Below are 21,693 nucleotides of genomic sequence, written 5' to 3' on the forward strand. Positions count from 1 at the left end.
TTTGAAGAAGAAACTAACTATCGCAGCTGTGAGCTTCGCGATCGCATTCTCCACTTTTTCCTTTGGGGCAGGAAGCGCTTTTGCGGACTCTAAGATGAATCAGGTCATCGATGATGCCGTTGGTACTAAATATCGTGCTGGTGGAACAACTCTTAACGGATTTGATTGCTCAGGATTCACTCAATTTGTATTCAACAAACTTGGCATCAAGCTGCCGCACCAATCCGGTGCACAATACAAGATGGGGACAGCTGTCTCCCGCGCGGATCTGAGAGCAGGCGACTTGGTATTTTATAATACTAGCGGTAGAGGCGTATCTCATGTAGGCATTTATGTCGGCGACGGCAAATTCGCCCACTCCTCTTCTTCTCGTGGCGTTATTATCAGTTCTATGAGCGAGAGCTACTATGTGAATCGTTATGTAGGTGCAAAACGCATCATGAGTACAGACACTTATCATGAAGCAGCTGTCGACAGTGAAGATTTCGACGATGTGGAATAATTAAGCTAATTTTTCCAATAATATATCCAACGGATAAGACCGCAGATCATTCTGCGGTTTTTTTGTATTCTCTACTTCATTAACGATGTAAGTCAAAGGAAGGTTGCAGAAATTATGCACATAACCGAATGGTTATAACGTTTTATATAGACTAATTACCCCGTCGGCTAGCTTCCAAACATACTATCACATAAGATGAGAGGTTGACTTGACCCACTCCATTAGGGGATATTAAGCTAATATTCAAGATATGCAAGGAGTTGAAGACGGTGACATCTGAAGCAGGTGACTATCATGTCCTCCCCATGGAGGAGGCCCATGGAGCCATCATAAGCAGCTGGAAATACACTCCACCTTATGACATATACGGCTGGCTCCCCTGGGAGCAGATGAAAGCACTGGAGATTGAATTCGGTAATCCCGAGCTACGACAGGCCCAATATGCGGTTGTCCTCAATGCTACCGGCACGCTATGTGGATTTGTACAATTCTTTCCCATGGTTGGTGTTACCCGTCTCGGTCTAGGTATGCGCCCCGATCTGTGCGGACACGGACAGGGCAAGAATTTTGTCACAGCCATCGTTAATGAAGCCATACGAAGGAATCCGGAGAACGAGATTGACCTTGAGGTGCTGATCTGGAATGAACGGGCCATCCGTGCTTATCAGGCGGCAGGCTTTCGAATTACGGACACCTACGAGCGACAGACTCCTGAGGGTATGAAGCCCTTCCACTGTATGGTCTATCAGGCAGGTAGCCAGAGCGAATAATGCAAAAGGGAGCCGTGCTAGTGCACGACTCCCTTACGTTATTCGCTATTTTTCTATTGTAATAGCTGTTCCCCAGCGGCCATAACTCTTCGCCAGGCATTCACTCAGGCTTGAGACTGCTCCTTCTGGAAGGCCTCGACCTCGGCCGCAGTGGGCATACCCGATTGGGCTCCAAGCTTGGTGACGGACAGAGCGGCCGCAGCCATCGCATAAGATACCGCCTCATCGAGCGATTGCCCTCGTGCCAAGGACACAGCCAGAGCTCCGTTAAAGCAGTCTCCCGCGCCCGTAGTGTCTACAACATCTACCGTATAGCCCTTCACATGGCGTACAACGATGTCCTTGCCAGCCTCCGGGATGGAGGCGTACACTGCTCCATCTGCCCCCAGAGTCGTTACTACATCGGCTCCAATGGATGCAGCCAGCTCTGCTACAGCGGCCTCGACCGCCTCACGTTCCTCCAACACCCCACGCCCGGTGAGCATGGCAAGCTCACTTCGATTAGGTGTGATCACATGCGTATTCCGCAGTAGTTCCTCGGGAAGGTTCTCTACGGCTGGGGCCGGATTCAGCACGACCCGCGCTCCTCCGGCAGCAGCTATACGTGCCGCCTCGGTCACTGTGCCCAGTGGTACCTCCAGTTGCAGCAGCACCAGCTTGGCCTGACCAATCGTCCCTGCTACCTCTTCCTCATGTAGGATGGAAGGGGTCAGCTGTCCATTTGCACCGGGAATGACGATAATCCGATTATCTCCGCCAGACAGCCAGATGGAGGCCGTTCCTGTCGTCTGCCCAGACAATCTGCGAATCTTCGTTGTGTCTGCGCCACTTGCCTGCAAGGAGTCGATCAGCTGTTGACCGAAGGCATCGTCACCGACCGTCCCAACCATGTACGTAGACGCACCCAGTCTTGCAGCAGCAACAGCCTGATTGGCTCCTTTTCCCCCCGGAAGATAATACAGTGCCTCACCCGACACAGTCTCCCCCTGCTCAGGTGCCCGAGTCGCCTTAACCACCAGATCCATATTCAGGCTTCCTACAACAGCAATAGTATCCTTGCGCTCATTCATCGTCTCGTTCTCCATCCTGTGCTAAGCACATAGCTGAGCCGTGAACTCTGTCCTCTCACAATCCAGAGCAGACCTCACGCATCCATGCCCTATTCTAATCAACTGAACGCATCTTCTCGTAGAGCTCATTAAATTGCTGAGCTTCCTTAATATCCACAGCTGTTATTCCTCCATCATCCCAGGAGGTTAGACGGAGCGTAACAATTTTATGATCAATGGTAATGAAGGGGTGATGATTAAAGGCCTCTGATATGCCAGCAACCTCATCAACGAATGCGATTCCCTTCATGAAGCTTGAGAAATTGAATTTGCGGATAATCCAGCGCCCCTCTTCCAACTCCCAGCCTTCGAGCTTCTCCAGGTGGGCCTCAACTTCTTCTTGTGTAAAAGGCATGATTCTCTACTCCTCTCCGCTAGACAAACCCCCGCCATTACACCTCTTCACAGCATCAGCTGCCTTCGATGGTGCAATGCGCCGATTAATATCGTGTTTCATATTACCATGACGATAGCCAGAATGCCACCAAGGGCTTCTACACCAGGGATACAACGGTAATTTCTTCCTCACCAATGAGGATATTAATCCGATGGTGTTCCGGATCATGAATGACGACCCCACTGCCCACCGTAATGACGGGATTCTCACTCAGTGCATAGAACAAATCTTCCGCAAGCGCCTCATTCACTTCGTGCTGCTCTTCCTGGCCAAGGGCCCCCCATTCGTCCGACTCCATCTCAAAAAATAAATAGCTATCCTCAATCTGTCCTACGGCAGTCGTTAGTTCCCTCAAAATCTCTTCATATTCACGTCCATGCTTTACTCCCATACCGGCCCTTTCATCCTTCCTATAGCGGCTTCTGCTCCCTGTCCCGTTACATAATTTCCAATCGCTAGATGCTCTTTTTGGGGCAAATTCAGTAAGCCAAAAGTAAGAATCGTTCTTGTGTACTATATTATACCGGAAAATTGCCCTTAAAAAAAAAGCGGATTGTGTCGATAAATACTATAATCGCGTTTCAATGCGCCGGGTCAAGGATGTCCTTTCGGCGTAGATTGTTAATAATTTCTCATGGATGAGGTGTATCATGCAAATTTCAACAATTATCGGGCTGGTACTCGGGCTAGTTTCGCTCGTTGTAGGTATGATTTTGAAGGGAGCTCCGGTTGTCAATCTGGTGAATAACCCTGCTGCCTACATGATCATCTTCGTGGGTACCGCCGCGAGTGTATTCATGGCCTTTCCTATGTCCGATATGAAAAGGGTCCCTAAGCTGTTCAAGATTCTGTTCACCGAACAAAAGCTGCCTGACCGCAAGCAATTAATCTCTACCTTTATGGAATGGGCATCCATTACTCGTCGTGAAGGTCTGCTGGCCCTGGAGGCCAAAGTCGAAGAAATTGATGATGCCTTCCTGCGCGGCGGTATGCGGATGATTATCGACGGTAACGATCAGGAATTTGTAAGAGATGTATTAATGGAAGATATTAATGCCACAGAGGATCGACACCGTAGTGGTGCGTTAATGTTCTCACAGGCCGGCATGTATGCTCCTACGCTCGGGGTACTCGGTGCGGTCGTAGGTCTGATTGCAGCCCTTGCTGACCTTAGTGACATGGAGAAGCTCTCCCATGCGATCGCAGCTGCATTTATCGCTACCCTGCTCGGTATTTTCACAGGTTACGTCCTATGGCACCCGATGTCCAATAAATTGAAGCGTCTATCCAAAAAAGAAGTCGAAGTGAAGCTCATGATGGTTGAAGGTCTGTTGTCCATTCAATCTGGCGTATCCACGATCGCAATCAGCCAGAAGCTGACTGTCTTCCTGACTCCAACAGAGCGGGCAACCATGAGCGACAGGGAGGAGAGGGGCAGTGAGTAAAAAAGGTAGACATGAGCCGCATGAAGAACATGCAGACGAAAGCTGGCTGCTCCCTTATTCGGACTTAATGACCCTGCTGCTCGCCCTGTTCATCGTACTGTTCGGAATGAGCTCTCTGGATGCCAAACAGTTCGAAGAAATGGCGAAGTCTATGAGCTCCGCCTTCAATGGCGGCACAAGCGTTCTTGATTACAAATCTGCCAATCCTACAGATCCTACCGTAGATTTGGGCAAGAGCAAGCAGACGACCGATAACCTTCAAAAACAGCTGGCCAAGCAAGAGCAAGAGGACCTGGAGAAGCTCAAACAGCAGATGGATCAATACATCTCAAGCAACGGCCTCACAGATCTGCTCAGCACCAAGCTCAATCAGTCCCAGCTCATGATTACCATCGCCGATAATGCACTATTCTCATCAGGACAGGCTATCGTGAAGCCTGAATCACGCGAGATCGCTCTAGCTATTGCTACTATGCTGGAACGCTTCCCAGACTATGATATCATTGTATCGGGGCACACGGATAACATACCAATCTCCAACAGCCAGTACCCGTCGAACTGGGAGCTGAGTGCAGACCGAGCATTGAATTTCATGCGTATTCTCCTGCTGGACGACAAGCTGGACCCACGCAAATTCAGCGCTATCGGATATGGAGAGTATCGTCCGGCAGCCTCCAATAATGATAACGTAGGTAGATCGAAGAACAGACGTGTTGAAATATCCGTCATTCGTAAGTATCAGAACGGAACTCAAGTCATAAGTGCAACCTCAGACAACAATAATCCATAAGAAAAAGAGGCATCTCCTTGAACTCCATGAGTCAGGTGATGCCTCTTTTGCTGTCTATTTACTACCTTTTTACTACAAGCTTGAGGCCTTCGTGCTTGTCATGCTGCAAATATACTTGCTGGTGGAACTACAGGCAGAATACCTCTTCCCCAGCTTCAGACTTAGCACATATATGCTAAGTAAGCTTGTAATCGAGCAGCTGCCCCAGTTCTTGCTTCTCTGCCTGCGATAGATCACGCCAGCTACCTCTCGCTAGCGTGCCGAGCTGGATATTCATAATGCGAATACGCTGAAGACGGTGCACTTCGTAGCCGAACGCAGAACACATTCGCCGGATTTGTCGATTCTTGCCTTCTGTCAGTATAATACGGAATACTCGCTCCCCGACCTGAGTCACTTTGCAAGGCAAGGTACGCTGCCCCAGAATCTTTACCCCTGTGGACATCCCGTACAGGAATGAGCTTGTCACCGGCTTATTCACAGTGACGATATACTCCTTCTCATGACGGCCTTCTGCCCTTAAAATTTTGTTCACAATATCCCCGTCATTCGTCAGCAGAATAAGTCCTTCAGAGTCCTTATCCAGCCGTCCGATCGGAAAGATTCGCTCTGTATGTCCTACAAAATCTACAATATTCCCTTGAATATGACTCTCGGTAGTGCTGGTGATGCCTACAGGCTTATGCAAGGCGATATAGACATGCCCGGACTTCCCCGTCAGCGGCTTGCCATGCACACGGACATCGTCACCCTCCTCGGCTTGGCTCCCCAGCACAGCAGTCACGCCGTTAATTGTCACATGGCCGCCTTCTACCAACTTGTCCGCCTCACGTCGCGAACAGAAGCCTGTCTCGCTGATAAACTTATTGATACGCAAGCTCTCTACACTCCTATCTCATTCTCACCCTCTGCAGGACCTGCCAGCTTAGAAGCTGAATGTCTCTGGGCCTCGGGCAGATGCACGGTAACAACTGTTCCTTCCTCTGAATGACTCTCAATCTCCAGCGTACCCTGATGATTCTGAATAATACGCTGGCTCACCATTAGTCCTAGCCCTGTCCCCGAAGCCTTGCTGGTAATGAAGGGCTCACCCAGCTTCGCCAGAATCTCAGGCGCGATGCCTGGACCCTGATCCTTGATCTTGATTGTAACGCTTCCCGGTGAAGAGAACAAACTAATACGGATGATTCCTCCCCTCGGCATGGCTTCAATGGCATTTTTCAGAAGATTAATGAATACCTGCTTCAATTGATTCTCCTCGCAATAGACCATAGCGCAGGCCAGACTGATCTCCAACTCGAACTGGATATCATGCAGATGAGCTTGACTGTCCAGAAGAGATACCACATCGCCCAGTACATATCGAATATCCAGCTTCTGATATTGAACTGCCTGCGGCTTCGCCAGAATCAAGAACTCACCCACAATCAGATTAATACGGTCGAGCTCCGATAGCATAAGGTCTACATGCTTTGCATTCAATCGATCTGTCTGCTGCTGAAGCTGCAGAAAGCCGCGCAATGTCGTAAGCGGATTACGGATCTCATGTGCGACCCCAGCGGCCAGCTGTCCCACCGTCTTCAGCTTCTCGGAGCGACGGAGCAGCTCCTCCATTCGGTTGTGCCCGGTAATGTCCCGAGAGACGCTGATGTAGCCCGTAATCCCTTCGTTCTCATCATGAATCGGAGAAATACTGATACTCACTTCGACCTGACTTCGATCCTTATGTAATCTCACCGACTCATACGAATGAATCTGATGCCCTTCGAGCAGTCTAAGCTGCTGCTGCATGTGCTCTTCCTTCAATTCCTCCGGAATGAAGTCCAGCTGCTTGCCCAGAATCTCCTGCTGCCGCCAACCATATAGCTGTTCGAATGCCCGATTGACACGCACAACAATCCCGTTGGCGTCCGTCACATGAATAGCATCAGCAGTCTGATTAATGACCGATTCCAGGTAATCCTTGACCTTGCGATTCTCCTCGTTCATTTGCTCCAGACGGTGGGTATAGAGGCTTAGATTGTTGGCCATGACATTAATACGGCTTCCCAGCTGTCCCAGCTCATCCTGACTACGAATCGTCAGACGCGTATCAAACTGTCCTGCCGCCATCTCATTCACTTTGCCGAGAATACCCTGAATTGGCTTAATAATCATTCCGGCCAAGAAGTAGCTGCCGATAATAATGACCTCAAGTAATACTAATGAGATAACTACCATGCTCAGCAGCTGCTCCTGTACCATGATAGCCACTTGAGAGTTATCCGCCATGATGCGGATGACATATGCCTCGAAGGTATTGGAATAGAACGGATAGAAGATCTTGACGACTTGATTCTGCCCCCAGCCACTGTACTGGAATACCATATTGGAGGTGCGAACAGCCTCCTCAATGGCAGATCTTTCATCACTTAGAGTACCCTGCTCATAATTGCCGAAGGCTACGGCCAAAGAGCTATCGTTCGCTGTTCCCTCCAAAAGCTGCTGTGCGCGCACACCCGTAATCTCCAGAATTCTTGGATCGCTTTCCACCGTATGCGCTACAATGTTATCACTCACATAATTTCCACTCTCGTTGGCAGCGTGACTAAGCTGCTCTGCCAGTTGATGCAGCTGTACTTCAACAGCCCTTCGCTCGTTCTCATTCAATAAATAGAGATTAAGCGCAATGTTCAACAACAGAATCAATAGTGCAGAACCTGACATAATTAGAGTTAGTTTTATTTTCATCGACACACTGAAAGTTCACCCCTTAACGGGTTATGGGGATAACTGGCAATAGTAATTCCATCATAACCGCTTTACAGCATTTTGAAAAGAAAAGAAGGTGTTATTTCAGCCTGGATCACTTGGTATTGTCATTAACTCTGGCATTGACTACAATAAAGAAGGATTTCATCCACAAATTATACACAAATCCACAAAATTATTAACGGTTTGTGCATAACTCTGTGTATAAATTCAGACTTATACACAGAGTTATGCACATCATGTTAACAACGGAATATTTGTTCGTCGAATAACCGTTGGAGAAAGGGGCCCACATTAAGCATCATGGAGCAAGAGCATAATCATGAATATTGGATGAGACAGGCGATAGCTGAAGCTTTAAAAGCACAGGAGCTTGGCGAAGTCCCCATTGGGGCTGTCATTGTGCATCATAATGAGATTATTGGAAGGGGCTATAATCTACGCGAGACGACAAAAGATGGCACAGCCCATGCAGAAATTGTTGCCATTCGCCAGGCTAGTGAGCATTTGGACGCTTGGCGTCTACTGGATTGCCGTCTGTATGTAACGTTAGAGCCTTGTCCTATGTGTGCAGGAGCCATCGTGCAGTCCAGAGTTCCCCAAATCATCTATGGAACAACAGATCCGAAGGCAGGCTGTGCAGGAACGCTGATGAACCTGTTACAGGAACCTCGCTTTAACCACCAGACAGAGGTGATTCCGAATGTACTTCAGTCGGACTGCTCCTCTTTGCTTACTGATTTTTTCCGACAGCTACGTAAAAAAACTAAAGGAGGCAATCCAGCATGACTATTACTTTATATAACACTCCCCAAGGAATCTTTTTGCGCCAGCTTCAGCTAGAGGATGCACACAGCCTGCTGGAGCTTCGCATCAACAATAGAGAGGCACATGCGATCTACGAGCCGATCCGTGAGGAATCCTTTTTTACCCTAGACGGACAGCAAAAGTTTATTCAGCAACGTCTGGATGATGCAACAGCCGATCGAGGTTGTTTATTTGGTCTGTTTGATTTAAAGGATGAGCGATTGATAGGACAGATTAACATATCCAATATCGTTCGGGGCGTGGCCCAATACGCTGATATTGGCTACTTCATTAATCAGGACGATGCTGGAAAAGGCCATATGACAGCCGCTCTAAAGCTTATTGTCCAGTATGGCTTCAACGCCCTGCGGCTTCATCGACTTCAGGCTTGTACTCTTCTGCATAATGAGGCCTCACAGAAGGTGCTGCTCAAGGCCGGTTTTCAGAGTGAGGGTATCTCGCGTCGCTATCTGAAGATTCATGGTGAGTGGCAGGATCATCGCAGATTCGCTGTTATGGTAGATGATCAGCTGGATTATTTGCAAGGGTAGTCTAATTGGTCTCGCTTAGCATGGCGTAGCATTTAGTATGAATCCCCTGTACACAAAACAACGCCCGTATCATGCAATCTTTAGCATGGTAGGGCGTTGTTTTTGTAGCCAACAGATGTAGAAAGGTCCTCTTAAATCGCAAGATAACCCACTAAACAATCGGTTGTCAGTTTATGAAGATGAAGCTGTATTAGAAGCCTGCACCTGTCTGTTGTTGGAACTCTTCCATCGTGATTACGTCATCACCCGTTGGAATGCCAATGACGAAGGTCTGCTTCTCGTTGATCTTGGAGTATTGGGATGTACCCGTGAAGGCAACCTTCACATTGCTTTGGGATTCTGCATCGTTGAACTCCAGATTTGCTTTCATTTCTTGATAGATCGGCAGATCGTCGCTGTTCACTGCAGTGTTAACGTCGAACTGATTCACCTTCAGCGATTTTTTCAGCTCATCAAGCTGCTTGGTGATCTCCCCGCTATTTGCTTGAAGCTCTTCCTTGGCTTTTACAATCTCAGCCTGATCTCCTTGGAGCAGCTCCTTGTACTCTTCCTTGGCTAGAATATCAAGCACATTAGGAAGTGCCTTTGTGATGAAAATATTCAGCGCCTCTTGAACGTTATCATTAGTCACACTGAATTGCACGACTTGCTTGGCATTTACACCCTCTGGAAGAGCAGCATCCTTAGGATCAATGTCCTTGAAATAGGTATCTTGATCATACTCTGCAAGTACAGCAGTAGACAGTTCATTCACAAGCTTCTGTGCTTGGACTTGATCCACTGATCCTGCAGTGAACTCGCCACCGCTTTGCTCCGCCAGCTCCTTCAGATCAAGCTCCAGGAACTTGCCTACAACCGTCTCCGGCATTGGCAGCATCGGAATTCTTGGAATTTTCACATACATTTTATCTTGGGTTACTACCATAGGGATCGTAAGCTCTGTAGCCATATCACCCTTCAGATGAATACCTACTGTTACTTCCGTCTGTGCTGGCTCCAGCTGGTAGACGCCATTCACTGTAAGTTCAGCATCCTTCAGCATACTCATCATCATGCCAGCTGTTGGATCATTCTCCAGCGCTGGTGAAGTGAAGGATAGGTCATTAATAGTCAATTTTGTAGCCATCTCGTAGGAAGTCATTGTGCTCGTCTTCTCTACAACTGAGTTGATCAGCTCCTTTGGCTCCTGCTTTTTAGCACAGCCTACAAGTGCCAACATGAAGACCAGTAGCGCACACATTGCCAATGTTGTCAATTTTCTGTTCATGCTAAGTTCTGTCTCTCCCCTCGTATTAACCCCTCAAAAAAATAGATATGCATTTATCGATTGTTCATCAATACAACACATATCAACTTAATCATAACCTAACTAGCGAGGTATTGAAACACTTTAAAGGGAAATTGATACCTGAGACATAAGCTTTGTGTATATTAACGCATGGAACAGAAAACAACCCTGACTAGTATGTGACTCATCAGGGTTCCTTTCGCAAGCTGTTATTTTAAACAGGTCAAATTCGGAGCATAGATCACTTTCAGCTAATGCTACGCCCCAGATCATTACACATGTAATCTGATTCGGTTAAGGTACTAGCCTTGCGGATTCAGATGGTCGACATGGTTGCGATTTTTCACCTTTTTGGAGCCCGACAACGGCTCCTGCATGCCACCGCTTCGGTCGTCATTTCTTCTGGACTTATTGTCCTGAGCTTCCGGTACCGGTACTGCTTTGGGCTTGCTCATCCTATATACCTCCTTATGCAAACATAGTTGAAGCACACAGATGTATTCTGTCATGGACGCCGTCCACTTGGCCAGTATAGTACGTGTTTGAATCTCAAGCAGATCGATGTTCTGAACTTATAAACCGCTTATCTCTCTACCGGAGAGCTTGTTCATCTGTGCCTTCAGGAATGACTCGGGTTCATATCCTCAGTCTCATCATGGTTCAGGCCGTCCTGATGTCTGCGATCATTGCGATCCTGTTGAAGCTGCTGTGCGTGATGAGAATTCACACGGGTAGTATTCAGGTCCTGCACTACATTGCTCAGGTTTTTGTCCAGACCTTGCTTGGCTTTGCTCATGTTCACTGCACATCCTTTCCATTCCATTGAATGCTCCATCGGATTGGACATCCTTCGTTATTAGGAACGCTTCACTTCCCTAAGGCTTTCTTAACACCTTGCTTTCAATTCTTATACTGGTAGACGTTCGCGTATACTAACTAGGGGTTCGTAATCTGTTGCAATGCTTGGGCGCATTGATGAATATGTCTCGTGTAATGATCGGCGAGCTCCTGGACATAATCTCCCCGCTCATCGATCGTCTGTCCATCCCGTTCAACATCGACAAGCTGGACCTGCACCTCGCGTGTATCGACGTACGTACAGGCGAAGTCCAATGAATAGCTTTGACGCCCATTAGCATCAATATGAATGCGCAGCGCTTTACCATTTGCCTCATCTGCCGCGACCAGCGAATGATCTCCCGGATGCAACAACTCAGGCAAACGCTCTTGCCAAGCTTGAACTAACTGCTGTTGGTCTATGTTTAGCTCCTTATTCATGTTAGCACCTCCTCCGTCTTGATAAGGTGCGGCAAAGAGGCGAAATATATACATCCTCTCCTACTCCCGGCTAGAGCTGATTCTTATCCTTTTCTTGGGGACACTCAACTGGGTAAGTGACTCAAAGTGACGTCTAATATTCCCCTGTGCATGGGCCGTTATTGTGGAGCAATTCGCGAATATAAAATATAGTCCATAGGCACCGGCTCCAACCCAACCGTACGAAGCATAGCGTTGATTTGTCCTCGGTGGTACTGACCATGCAGAGCAATATGTATTAAAATGTCACGGGTAGATGTCCTATGAGGTGTGCCATTCTGACTGGCGTATTCTACAGGCAAATCCAATGCATCCTCTGATAATGCGCCCAGCAAAGCCTGAAATCCCTCTCGGTTGGCCTTGGTTAGCTCCTCACAAGTATCCATGTCAGCCTCATGGACCCATACTGCAATTCCCTTGCTACTTTGACCCTGAAGCCTTGTCAGCCAAATGCTCTCCGCCTGGAGCACGTGTCGAAACAGAATTGCAGCTTTACTTGCCTCAGCGGGTGTGGCTACTCGCAATGCCTCAAGCAATCGCAGATTGGCCCAATCCATATGATCAAATAACTTTTGAATTGTGTGCATAACCCTTAACCTCCATCATAGAGTGATCTCCTGCAAATACAAAAAAACTACTTAAACGGCATCCTCCTCACACTCATGTATAAGGTCTCAATCCAATTCAAGTAGTTGTATTTATATAATATGGCGGAGAGGATGGGATTCGAACCCATGTGGAGTTGCCCCCTAACGGTTTTCAAGACCGCCCCGTTATGACCGCTTCGGTACCTCTCCGAGTAGGTAAAACATAATGTTGACTTCTCACAAGAGCGCAACAAAATTATTTTACCACAAGTTATTGAGAAATGCAATTATTCTTAACGTGGGGAAATGACCTGTACTCCGCCCATATAAGGCTGCAGCACTTCTGGGATGCGAACAGAGCCATCTTCCTCTTGGTAATTCTCCAGGATAGCCGCTACCGTGCGTCCTACTGCCAATCCAGAGCCGTTCAGCGTATGCAGGAACTCCGGCTTTGCCTTGGCCTCTGGCCGGAAACGAATGTTGGCACGACGTGCCTGGAAATCCTCGCAATTCGAACAAGAGGAAATCTCACGATACACACCGCTCTCAGGTAGCCACACTTCAAGATCGTAAGTCTTCGCAGAGCTGAACCCCATATCCCCTGTGCACAGCAACAATACGCGGTATGGCAGGTTCAATAGCTGAAGTACACGTTCAGCATTTGCCGTCATTTTCTCCAACTCATCGTAAGAGGTCTCCGGGTGAACCAGCTTCAGCATCTCCACCTTATTGAACTGATGCTGACGGATTAATCCACGGGTATCACGGCCAGCTGCGCCAGCTTCAGAGCGGAAGCAAGAGCTATAGGCAACATAATGCTTAGGAAGCTCCTCTGCATCCATAATCTCTTCACGGTGATAGTTGGTTACGGGTACCTCAGCTGTAGGGATCAGATAATATTCGGTATCCCGGAGTTTGAAGAGGTCCTCTTCGAACTTGGGAAGCTGTCCTGTTCCATACAGACTGTCTTTATTGACGATATATGGTGGAAGCATCTCTTCGTAGCCATGCTCCGTGCTGTGCAGATCCATCATGAAGTTAATCAGCGCTCGCTCCAGACGTGCACCCAGCCCTTTGTAGAAGGTGAAGCGTGAACCTGTTACTTTGGCACCCGCTTCAAAATCAAGGATTCCGAGCTGCTGTGCAACTTCCCAATGTGGCTTGGGAGTGAAGTCAAACACTCTAGGCTCCGCCCAACGACGAACCTCCTGGTTCTCTTCTTCGGACGCTCCTACGGGAACATCTCCGCTTGGCAGGTTAGGAATTGCCATGGTAAGCTCTTCGATTTGCTCCTCCAACTCACGGACCTGATCATCCAGTTCCTTGATGCGATCAGATACCTGACGCATTTCCAGAATCAGCTCATCTGCATTCTCCTTGTTCTTCTTGAGCTTAGCTACTTCACCAGAGACCGTATTTCGACGGTTCTTGAGCGCCTCACTCTCCTGCAGCAGCTCTCTGCGCCGCGTATCCATCTCCGGGAAACCACTAATGAGCTCCAGCGACTTGCCGCGATTCTGCAGCGCTTGTTCTACACGGCTGAAATCGTTACGCAATATTTTGACATCTAACACGAATAGCCCTCCTACACAAAAACCCTGACCCTCCAGCAGAAACATCTTCTCTGGCTAATCCTATGCCTTAATCGGCTCCAAGAGACTTGTACCGAGTTAAGGAGTCAGAATGAAGGGTCAAGGTTGGTTTGATTGACATGCTATGCTTACATATGCATCTTACATACTCTGCTGCTTGACCATATCTACGAAATACTGGTGCAGTCGATAATCGTCGGTCAGCTCCGGGTGAAATGACGATGCCAGCAGATGGCCTTCACGCGCAGTAACGATCTCATCCTGGTATTCTGACAGCACCTCCACACCTTCACCTACCTGGCTAATGAGCGGAGCACGAATGAACACCGCACGTACAGGTTGCTCGATCCCCTTGATGTCCAGATCTGTCTCAAAGCTCTCGCGTTGGCGACCGAAGGCGTTACGGCTTACCGAGATGTTCATCAGTCCAAGATGTGGTTCTTCGCTTCCTTCAATGTCCTTGGCCAGTACGATTAGACCTGCACAGGTGCCGAATATCGGCTTGCCCTGCTCCGAGAATTCCCGGATCGCTTCGATAAAACCGTACTTCCGCATCAGCTTGCCAATCGTGGTGCTCTCTCCACCAGGAATGATAAGCCCAGCTACCTCACTTAATTGTTCGATATGCTTGATGGCAATTCCTTCTGCACCTGCAGACGAAATACTCTTCAAATGCTCTGCTACAGCGCCCTGCAGCGCCAGTACTCCAATCTTCATGAACCAGCTCTCCTTACCAGCCGCGGTCCTGCATGCGGTCTTGTGGAGCTAGCTTGGAGATTTCAATGCCCTTCATTGGCGTACCGAGATTCTTGGACACTTCAGCGATCAGCTTATAGTCCGTATAATGCGTGGTCGCTTCCACGATAGCACGTGCAAATTTCTCAGGGCTGTCCGATTTGAAGATACCGGAGCCAACAAATACACCATCAGCACCCAAATGCATCATCAACGCTGCATCCGCTGGAGTTGCTACACCACCGGCTGCAAAATTCACCACAGGTAGCTTGCCGTTCTCATGTACCTCAAACAGGAGCTCATAGGCAACACCCAGATTTTTAGCCTCGGCGTACAGCTCGTCCTTGGACATATTTTGTACCTTGCGGATCTGGCTGTTAATGAATCTCATATGACGAACCGCTTCTACGATATTACCAGTACCCGGCTCACCCTTTGTACGAATCATCGAGGCACCCTCACCGATCCGACGCAATGCTTCGCCCAAATCCTTGGCGCCACATACGAATGGAACCGTAAATTCTCTTTTATCAATATGAAATACCTCGTCGGCTGGCGTAAGAACTTCACTTTCGTCCAGATAGTCGACGCCCAGGGATTCAAGCACTTTGGCTTCTACATAATGCCCAATCCGTGCCTTTGCCATGACGGGAATGGTAACAACCTTCATAACCTCTTCCACAATGGTAGGATCAGCCATACGAGCTACCCCGCCAGCTGCACGGATATCAGATGGGACACGCTCCAAAGCCATGACCGCAGTGGCACCCGAAGCCTCAGCAATTTTTGCCTGCTCAGCATTCATGACGTCCATAATGACGCCACCCTTTTGCATTTCCGCCATACCTCTTTTTACACGCGATGTTCCCGTTTCCATACCTGACCTCCTGTGTTATGGTTCTACCATAGAAGAATTGTAAGCTCATGTAACCTAGACATTCACTGTGCGTTAACACAATGATCTTGTGTATTATTCTAACTTGTTATTCTACTGGAATAGGATTAAAATCACAACAAAAATCCCACAGCTCAAAGCTAGAAGAGATTCTTAATCCCGTCGAATAGATCCCCGAAGAAGCTTCCAATGGCACGGAACAACATTTTGAACCAACCCGCTTCCTCCACGGCAGCTGTCGTGATCAGATCCACTGTCTTTTCCTGTGCCTGCTCCATCCCATCTGTCTTATAGGAGTAGGTTACAGTTCCAACCTTGGCACCTTGTGTCAAAGGCGCAACCAACTGATCCTCAGGTGTAATATTCGTCGAAAAAGTAAGCTGCGGATTGGCCGCGTTCTTAGGAACAATGAAGCTCACAGCGTCACTTGTGACGACACCAACCGTCTTCTCTTTACCTTTGGTAACAGGTACGCTCTCCACGCCTTGAACGACGGATTTTGGAGCTACCACCTGTTTGATCTCAAAGTTATTGAAGCCGTAGTCGAGCACCTTACGTGTCTCTGTAAAACGTTTAGGATTAGATTCAGCTCCCATAACTACACTTATAAGCGTCATTCCATCACGTACAGCTGTTCCGGCAAAACAATTTCCTGCAGCGTTGGTATGCCCAGTCTTCATCCCGTTCAGACCCTCGTAAGCATACTGCTTGAAATTACGAATATCCTTGTTGGCCTCCAGCATCCAGTTCCAGTTAATAATAGGCGCTTTATCATCTTTTCTAAACTGGTAGGATTGAATTGTTGTGAACTCGGTATAGTCTGGATGATCACGTACAATATAGCCTGCCAGCGTAGCCACATCACGTGCCGTCATTAGTGTCTCACGATCCGTGCTAGGCTGATACTTTGCAGGCATATCTTTCTTATCGAGGCCCGTTGAGTTAATAAAGTATGAATTTGTCATTCCCATGCGCTGGGCTTCTTCATTCATCATGACTACAAAATTTTGCTCTGATCCCGCTACATGCTCAGCTAAAGCTACCGTAGCATCATTTGCCGAGCCAACTGCCATGGCGATATACAATTCTCTAACTGTATGTTGATCTCCTTCTGCAAGGAAGATGCGTGAACCTACACTTTTGGCAGCATTCTCACCAACGGTGACTACCGTATCCCAGCTTAGCTTGCCCTGTTTCACCTGTTCAGCTACAATATACTCCGTCATCATCTTAGTCATACTTGCCGGCGGCAAAGGCTGATCCGGATTCATGGACAGAATGACTTGTCCTGTAGTAGGCTCGATCAGGATCGCTGAGCTGAGCTCCAGATCTGGTGTCTTAATGCCACCAAGCCCCACAATAGCACTCGTAGAGGCAGCCGCTGTTCCTTCAGCAGCAGCTACAAAAGCCGGGTTAAGTACATTTACGGACGGCAAAGCCACTCCATACAAGAGGTTGAGTGCTACTAGTGCAGCAGCGCTCTGCTTCACCAGCCTGCCCGCCTTGGCGCGCTTGTTCTTCTTCATGTCACGATTCACATTCAATGATTTCAATTCTTTCAACGGTTACGAACTCCTCTCATACTCAACCCTACCTAAAATGCCGCATATGCCAGGTATTTCATGGGTTGTCTAAGCCAATTATGCTGTCAAAACACTTGATTCCATATCATTCACTATATTATCTATGTCTGAGCTAACGCCCGTTCTTATCATTCATCATAAGTGTGTTGCATTTGTACGCTGGCAGAAGCCGTTAGAACTCCCAATCATGCCAACTTAATAACTTAGTACTTGTCTATTCTATCACAGGCCATACAGCAAAAAAAGACAGGCTAAGCGAATCTGCTTAACCTGTCTTTGGTGGTATAGGGATTAATTCGTATTACAAGGAATAGTTAGGAGCTTCCTTCGTAATCTGTACATCATGCGGATGGCTCTCACGCAGACCAGCTCCAGTGATCCGAATGAAGTGTGTATCGTTACGCAGTGACTCAATGCTAGGTGTACCACAGTATCCCATACCTGAGCGCAAGCCGCCCAGCAGCTGATGTACTGTCTCAGACAATGGACCTTTATAGGCTACGCGGCCCTCGATCCCTTCTGGCACGAGCTTCTTATCATCATCCTGGAAATAACGATCCTTACTCCCTTGCTTCATAGCTCCTACAGAGCCCATACCACGGTAGACCTTGTAACGGCGACCTTGGTAAATCTCAGATTCACCTGGGCTTTCCTCTGTACCTGCGAACAAGCTACCCAGCATAACTGCCGATGCGCCAGCTGCCAATGCTTTGGTAATCTCTCCAGAGTACTTGATACCGCCATCAGCGATAATTGGAATACCGTACTCACGAGCTACAGTAGCACAATCGTAGATAGCTGTAATTTGAGGTACACCAATACCTGCGATTACACGCGTCGTACAGATCGATCCTGGACCGATGCCCACCTTGACTACCGAGGCGCCAGCTTCGATCAATTCACGTGTGCCGTCTCCAGTTGCCACGTTACCTGCTACAATCGTAAGATCCGGATACGCTGCGCGAAGCTTTCTGACCGCATCAATGATATTGATATGATGTCCGTGAGCAGAGTCTACTACGATCAAATCAACACCCGCCTTAACTAGAGCGGCAGTCCGGTCAAATGTATCACTGGAGATTCCTACTGCAGCACCTACAAGCAGGCGTCCTTGCGAATCTTTTGCCGCATTCGGGAACTGGATGGCCTTCTCGATATCCTTAATGGTGATCAGACCCTTAAGATTATTGTCTTCATCGACCAATGGCAGCTTCTCAATCTTATGCTTCTGGAGAATTCCTTCAGCTTCCTGCAGGGTTGTCCCTACTGGCGCAGTAACCAGGTTCTCCTTGGTCATTACATCGCTAATTTTAATAGAATAATCATGAATAAAGCGCAGATCGCGGTTCGTCAAAATCCCTACAAGCTTATTTTGCTCATTAACAATCGGCACACCGGAGATACGGAACTTGCCCATAACGACCTCAGCATCTGACACGAGGTGGTCTGGAGTCAATGAGAATGGATTCGTAATAACGCCACTCTCGGAGCGTTTAACGCGGTCTACTTCCTCTGCCTGCTGCTCAACAGTCATATTCTTATGAATAATGCCGACGCCACCTTCTCTGGCGATAGCTATAGCTAATGCCGCCTCAGTAACGGTATCCATTCCGGCACTTAACAGCGGCATGTTCAACTTCACATTGTCGCTTAGACGACTTGAAATATCCACCTCTTTAGGCAATACCTCAGATTTACGCGGTACCAGCAATACATCATCGAAGGTTAAGCCTTCTTTTGTAAACTTATCTTCCCACACCCGGTTGTTCCTCCTTAAAAGTTCTATACTCTCACACAAATGTGTGCCTGTGACGGACATTTTGAAAGCTTCTGAAATTATATTATTGCTTATCTTAGCAAAGCGGTATAGGGGTGTCAAGGCACCATATCCTGTTGTTTGTATCTTTCAATGCAGCCTTTTCGGAACTGTGTGCGGGGAGTGGACATATGTACATGCATCAGAGTATTTGCCAGAATATTTGCCGAGTATTACATAATATATAGGAGACAAAATAACATAAGCAAGTGGGCCTCCCCTAGAGAGTAATGCCACTTGCTTGTGTATATTAATACAGTTATACAATTTAGTTATGCGGATTAAATTTTGAAACGGGTCACACTTGTCATTAATTCCTGCACCATAGAGCTAAGACTCTCCGCCGCAGAAGTAATCTCCTGCATTGAAGCCAACTGCTGCTCGGATGCCGCGGCCACTTGCTGAGAGTTGTCAGCAGCGTCCTTCGCGATATGCACCAAGTGCTCGGTTGTCTGCATTACGCTCTCTGCACTGGCAGTCATCTGCTCAGCTGCCGCTGATACCTCCTGTACCTGCTCCGTGGCCTTCGCCATCTCCTCCGTGATGAGAGCAAAGATACGTCCGCTCTCCTGCACACTCTGTGTACCTTGCTTGACCTCAGCCGTACTCATCCCTACCGCCGTCACAGCCTGCGCTGTCTCTGACTGAATCTCCACCATAACCGCGCGAATTTGATTAGCTGCATCCTTTGTCTGCTCAGCCAGTCTCCGTACTTCATTGGCTACTACCGCAAACCCCTTACCCTGCTCACCAGCTCGTGCCGCCTCAATACCTGCATTCAATGCCAGCATATTCGTCTGGTTGCTGATTACAGTGATTAAGTCAATAATCCCTGTAATCTCCTGAGACTTCTGCTCTAGAGAGCGGAGCGCTTCCTCGGATTGGACGACACGCTCTTGAGCTTGGAGAATTTGTGCTACAGATTGATGAATCTGAGTATTACCCTGCACCGTCTGAGTCTGAACCTCCTGCACAGCCCCAGCGACATACGAGGATGCCTCAGCTATTTTCTGAATGCCAACAGACATCTCCTGAATAGCTCGCATCATCTGACCACTAGCCTGCTGTTGCTGTTCTGAGCCTCCGGCAACCTCCTGAATGGATTGGGTAATGGTCTCGGCAGCTTGGCCCGTCTGCTCAGCACCAGCTGTCAGCTGCTCTGAAGTAGCACCTACAGATAACGATAGATCAGATACCTGTCTGAACATGCTGCGAAGCTCGCCAGACATGGCGTTGAACCGTTCTCCCATTTCGCCAAGCTCGTCCGCCGCACGAATCTTGATGGTCTGGGTAAAGTCACCTTCTGACATTAATCTAAACTTCTCATTAAAGGCACCCAATCGGCGTGTAACCATGAATCGAATGCAAAGGTATACAATAAAAGCGGTAATAAGCAGCGAAGATAGCGCTATGATAATTGACTTAAGCCGCTCACTGGTGTATTGCTCTAGAATGCTGTACTGCGGTATAACCGATTCCACATACCAGGCTTCGTTAGCAGCCTGCAGCTTTACCGGAAGAAGGACTCTCAATTCCTCGTCGCCCTTGGCATTGCTCGTATAGCCGGAATTCCTCACGCCCTGGACGACATCCTCCCAGAGCCGCTGCTTCTCCGGACCATCCAAATAGGTCTGTGACACTTGATCTGTGCTGTTTGAATTGGCAATATAGACTCCTGAATTGGAAATGATATTCACGTGCCCACCCATTGGCGAATAAGCTAATGCCTCTGTCTGTAAAGAATCCAAGGAAAAGTCCACTCCGACTATTCCTACAAAGGCCCCTGACTCATCCAACATAGGCAGTACAAGCGAAGTGATTAGTACCGTTTTGTTGCCGACTTGATAGTTGTAGGGCTCAACGAGCGTAGTCTTATTCGTCTGTTTCGGCAATAAATAGTAATCACCTGCTCCCTGCTGCTCATAATCCACGAGTGGGTCGACAATAATTTGGTTATCACTGCGAACAACATATGGAATAAAGCGGCCTGTAGCATCATGATAAGCATTAATATTCTTATAACGAGCGTCTGCACCATCGAATTGATTCGGTTCCCATAGCGTGTATATAGCTAGCACCTTCTCATCTGCTGCCAGCATCTTCTCAAAGAGGGCCACGACCTGCTCACGCGAGTAAGTCTGATGCTCTCTCGCATCCATCAGCAAAATAGAAAGGGCTTTCAACATATTCTCGTTAGCGACTAATTTGTCCTTAATCTGCGTGGCGAACTGTTCACCAGCAATCTCTGCCTCTAGTTCACCATTATGCATACTCAGATTTTTCACTTGTCCGAGATTGATGGTTATCCATGCTCCGAATAGTAAGGTAAGGACGAGAACAAGCGATGTAACCAGTTTAACCGTTAGTGACCATTGGCGAACCCACTTCATTGAAAGTCAACTCCTTAGAAATATTCATTAGACGACTCACAGAGGGGACAATAGTATACCTCTGCATATTGTACGGTTGGTTCAGGTGGTGATTGTGGGATCACACATTTCGACATATCTAATGGTTAATTCTCTTTTAGGATGATTCCTTTCTTTTTATATCGGTTGTAATTGGTTTTTGAGTATAACTTTCTAAGAAATCCAAATAACACAAAAAAACCACCACCGAAAATCGGCAGTGGTTCTTGTGCTTGGCGGCGTCCTACTCTCCCAGGACCCTTCGGTCCAAGTACCATCGGCGCTGGAGGGCTTAACGGTCGTGTTCGGGATGGGTACGTGTGGAACCCCTCCGCTATCGCCACCAAACG

Annotated in this window: 22 protein-coding genes, 1 tRNA gene and 1 rRNA gene; 6 read left to right on the plus strand and 18 right to left on the minus strand. The window is 48.0% G+C overall.

All coding sequences use genetic code 11. The features are described 5' to 3' along the window. Position 1 precedes the first annotated feature (1 nt). Both K331_RS0120855 and K331_RS0120860 read left to right on the plus strand, forming a co-directional pair. Positions 2-502 (plus strand): C40 family peptidase, encoded by a 501-nt coding sequence (locus K331_RS0120855; RefSeq protein WP_028591789.1) that lies wholly within the window; start codon positions 2-4, stop codon positions 500-502. 269 nt (positions 503-771) lie between these two features. Then, on the plus strand, positions 772-1,272 hold the full coding sequence (locus tag K331_RS0120860; RefSeq protein ID WP_028591790.1) for a GNAT family N-acetyltransferase: 501 nt from the start codon (positions 772-774) through the stop codon (positions 1,270-1,272). A 104-nt stretch (positions 1,273-1,376) separates the two neighbouring features. Here the strand turns inward: K331_RS0120860 and rbsK are convergent, their stop codons facing one another. From rbsK to K331_RS0120875, 3 genes are all read right to left on the minus strand, one after another. Continuing rightward, positions 1,377-2,342, minus strand: a complete 966-nt coding sequence (gene rbsK, locus K331_RS0120865) for a ribokinase (RefSeq protein WP_028591791.1) — start codon at positions 2,340-2,342, stop codon at positions 1,377-1,379. 94 nt (positions 2,343-2,436) lie between these two features. Beyond that, the gene (locus K331_RS0120870) at positions 2,437-2,736 is read right to left on the minus strand and encodes a 4a-hydroxytetrahydrobiopterin dehydratase (protein WP_028591792.1); all 300 of its coding nucleotides are present in this window, start codon (positions 2,734-2,736) and stop codon (positions 2,437-2,439) included. A gap of 139 nt (positions 2,737-2,875) precedes the next feature. After that, on the minus strand, positions 2,876-3,169 hold the full coding sequence (locus K331_RS0120875; protein ID WP_028591793.1) for a hypothetical protein: 294 nt from the start codon (positions 3,167-3,169) through the stop codon (positions 2,876-2,878). Positions 3,170-3,428: 259 nt separating this feature from the next. Between K331_RS0120875 and motA the strand changes: the two genes are divergently transcribed. Continuing rightward, positions 3,429-4,223, plus strand: a complete 795-nt coding sequence (motA, locus tag K331_RS0120880; protein WP_028591794.1) for a flagellar motor stator protein MotA — start codon at positions 3,429-3,431, stop codon at positions 4,221-4,223. Further along, positions 4,216-5,013 (plus strand): flagellar motor protein MotB, encoded by a 798-nt coding sequence (motB, locus tag K331_RS0120885; RefSeq protein ID WP_028591795.1) that lies wholly within the window; start codon positions 4,216-4,218, stop codon positions 5,011-5,013. The genes motA and motB overlap by 8 nt, the downstream gene beginning before the upstream one ends. A gap of 175 nt (positions 5,014-5,188) precedes the next feature. On the opposite strand, the gene rluF is transcribed toward motB, so the two are convergent. Further along, complete coding sequence (gene rluF / locus K331_RS0120890; RefSeq protein ID WP_028591796.1) at positions 5,189-5,890, minus strand: 23S rRNA pseudouridine(2604) synthase RluF; 702 nt, start codon at positions 5,888-5,890, stop codon at positions 5,189-5,191. Between the two features lie 5 nt (positions 5,891-5,895). Beyond that, positions 5,896-7,743: an ATP-binding protein gene (locus K331_RS30090; RefSeq protein WP_226383658.1), complete on the minus strand. Its 1,848-nt coding sequence runs from the start codon at positions 7,741-7,743 to the stop codon at positions 5,896-5,898. 324 nt (positions 7,744-8,067) lie between these two features. On the opposite strand from K331_RS30090, the gene tadA reads away from it, so the two are divergent. Together tadA and K331_RS0120905 are read left to right on the plus strand one after the other, a co-directional pair. After that, entirely contained in the window at positions 8,068-8,553 is a 486-nt protein-coding gene (gene tadA / locus K331_RS0120900) for a tRNA adenosine(34) deaminase TadA (protein ID WP_028591797.1), read from the plus strand. Next, positions 8,550-9,122 (plus strand): GNAT family N-acetyltransferase, encoded by a 573-nt coding sequence (locus K331_RS0120905; RefSeq protein WP_028591798.1) that lies wholly within the window; start codon positions 8,550-8,552, stop codon positions 9,120-9,122. The genes tadA and K331_RS0120905 overlap by 4 nt, the downstream gene beginning before the upstream one ends. 190 nt (positions 9,123-9,312) lie before the next feature. On the opposite strand, the gene K331_RS0120910 is transcribed toward K331_RS0120905, so the two are convergent. The 13 genes from K331_RS0120910 to rrf form a co-directional block, all read right to left on the minus strand. Beyond that, positions 9,313-10,389, minus strand: a complete 1,077-nt coding sequence (locus tag K331_RS0120910; protein WP_028591799.1) for a hypothetical protein — start codon at positions 10,387-10,389, stop codon at positions 9,313-9,315. 323 nt (positions 10,390-10,712) lie between these two features. Then, positions 10,713-10,865: a small acid-soluble spore protein P gene (locus tag K331_RS0120915; protein ID WP_018888123.1), complete on the minus strand. Its 153-nt coding sequence runs from the start codon at positions 10,863-10,865 to the stop codon at positions 10,713-10,715. A gap of 164 nt (positions 10,866-11,029) precedes the next feature. Further along, on the minus strand, positions 11,030-11,206 hold the full coding sequence (locus K331_RS32305; RefSeq protein ID WP_169718368.1) for a hypothetical protein: 177 nt from the start codon (positions 11,204-11,206) through the stop codon (positions 11,030-11,032). 140 nt (positions 11,207-11,346) lie between these two features. Continuing rightward, entirely contained in the window at positions 11,347-11,688 is a 342-nt protein-coding gene (locus K331_RS0120925; protein ID WP_018888125.1) for a hypothetical protein, read from the minus strand. 158 nt (positions 11,689-11,846) lie between these two features. After that, positions 11,847-12,314, minus strand: a complete 468-nt coding sequence (locus K331_RS0120930) for a DinB family protein (RefSeq protein ID WP_018888126.1) — start codon at positions 12,312-12,314, stop codon at positions 11,847-11,849. Between the two features lie 121 nt (positions 12,315-12,435). After that, positions 12,436-12,524: transfer RNA gene (locus tag K331_RS0120935), tRNA-Ser, on the minus strand. An 83-nt stretch (positions 12,525-12,607) separates the two neighbouring features. Then, positions 12,608-13,888, minus strand: coding sequence for a serine--tRNA ligase (serS, locus tag K331_RS0120940; protein WP_018888127.1), 1,281 nt, complete (start codon positions 13,886-13,888; stop codon positions 12,608-12,610). 159 nt (positions 13,889-14,047) lie between these two features. After that, complete coding sequence (gene pdxT / locus K331_RS0120945) at positions 14,048-14,623, minus strand: pyridoxal 5'-phosphate synthase glutaminase subunit PdxT (RefSeq protein WP_028591800.1); 576 nt, start codon at positions 14,621-14,623, stop codon at positions 14,048-14,050. A gap of 13 nt (positions 14,624-14,636) precedes the next feature. Continuing rightward, positions 14,637-15,518 (minus strand): pyridoxal 5'-phosphate synthase lyase subunit PdxS, encoded by an 882-nt coding sequence (gene pdxS / locus K331_RS0120950; protein ID WP_028591801.1) that lies wholly within the window; start codon positions 15,516-15,518, stop codon positions 14,637-14,639. A 158-nt stretch (positions 15,519-15,676) separates the two neighbouring features. Continuing rightward, on the minus strand, positions 15,677-17,080 hold the full coding sequence (locus K331_RS0120955) for a D-alanyl-D-alanine carboxypeptidase family protein (protein ID WP_404821515.1): 1,404 nt from the start codon (positions 17,078-17,080) through the stop codon (positions 15,677-15,679). A 340-nt stretch (positions 17,081-17,420) separates the two neighbouring features. After that, positions 17,421-18,878, minus strand: coding sequence for an IMP dehydrogenase (gene guaB, locus K331_RS0120960; RefSeq protein WP_028591803.1), 1,458 nt, complete (start codon positions 18,876-18,878; stop codon positions 17,421-17,423). 338 nt (positions 18,879-19,216) lie between these two features. After that, positions 19,217-21,325 (minus strand): methyl-accepting chemotaxis protein, encoded by a 2,109-nt coding sequence (locus tag K331_RS0120965; RefSeq protein WP_028591804.1) that lies wholly within the window; start codon positions 21,323-21,325, stop codon positions 19,217-19,219. 249 nt (positions 21,326-21,574) lie between these two features. After that, positions 21,575-21,691 (minus strand): 5S ribosomal RNA (rrf, locus tag K331_RS0120970). Positions 21,692-21,693 lie beyond the last annotated feature (2 nt).

Source organism: Paenibacillus massiliensis subsp. panacisoli DSM 21345, assembly GCF_000426545.1.
Taxonomy (GTDB): Bacteria; Bacillota; Bacilli; order Paenibacillales; family Paenibacillaceae; genus Paenibacillus; species Paenibacillus panacisoli.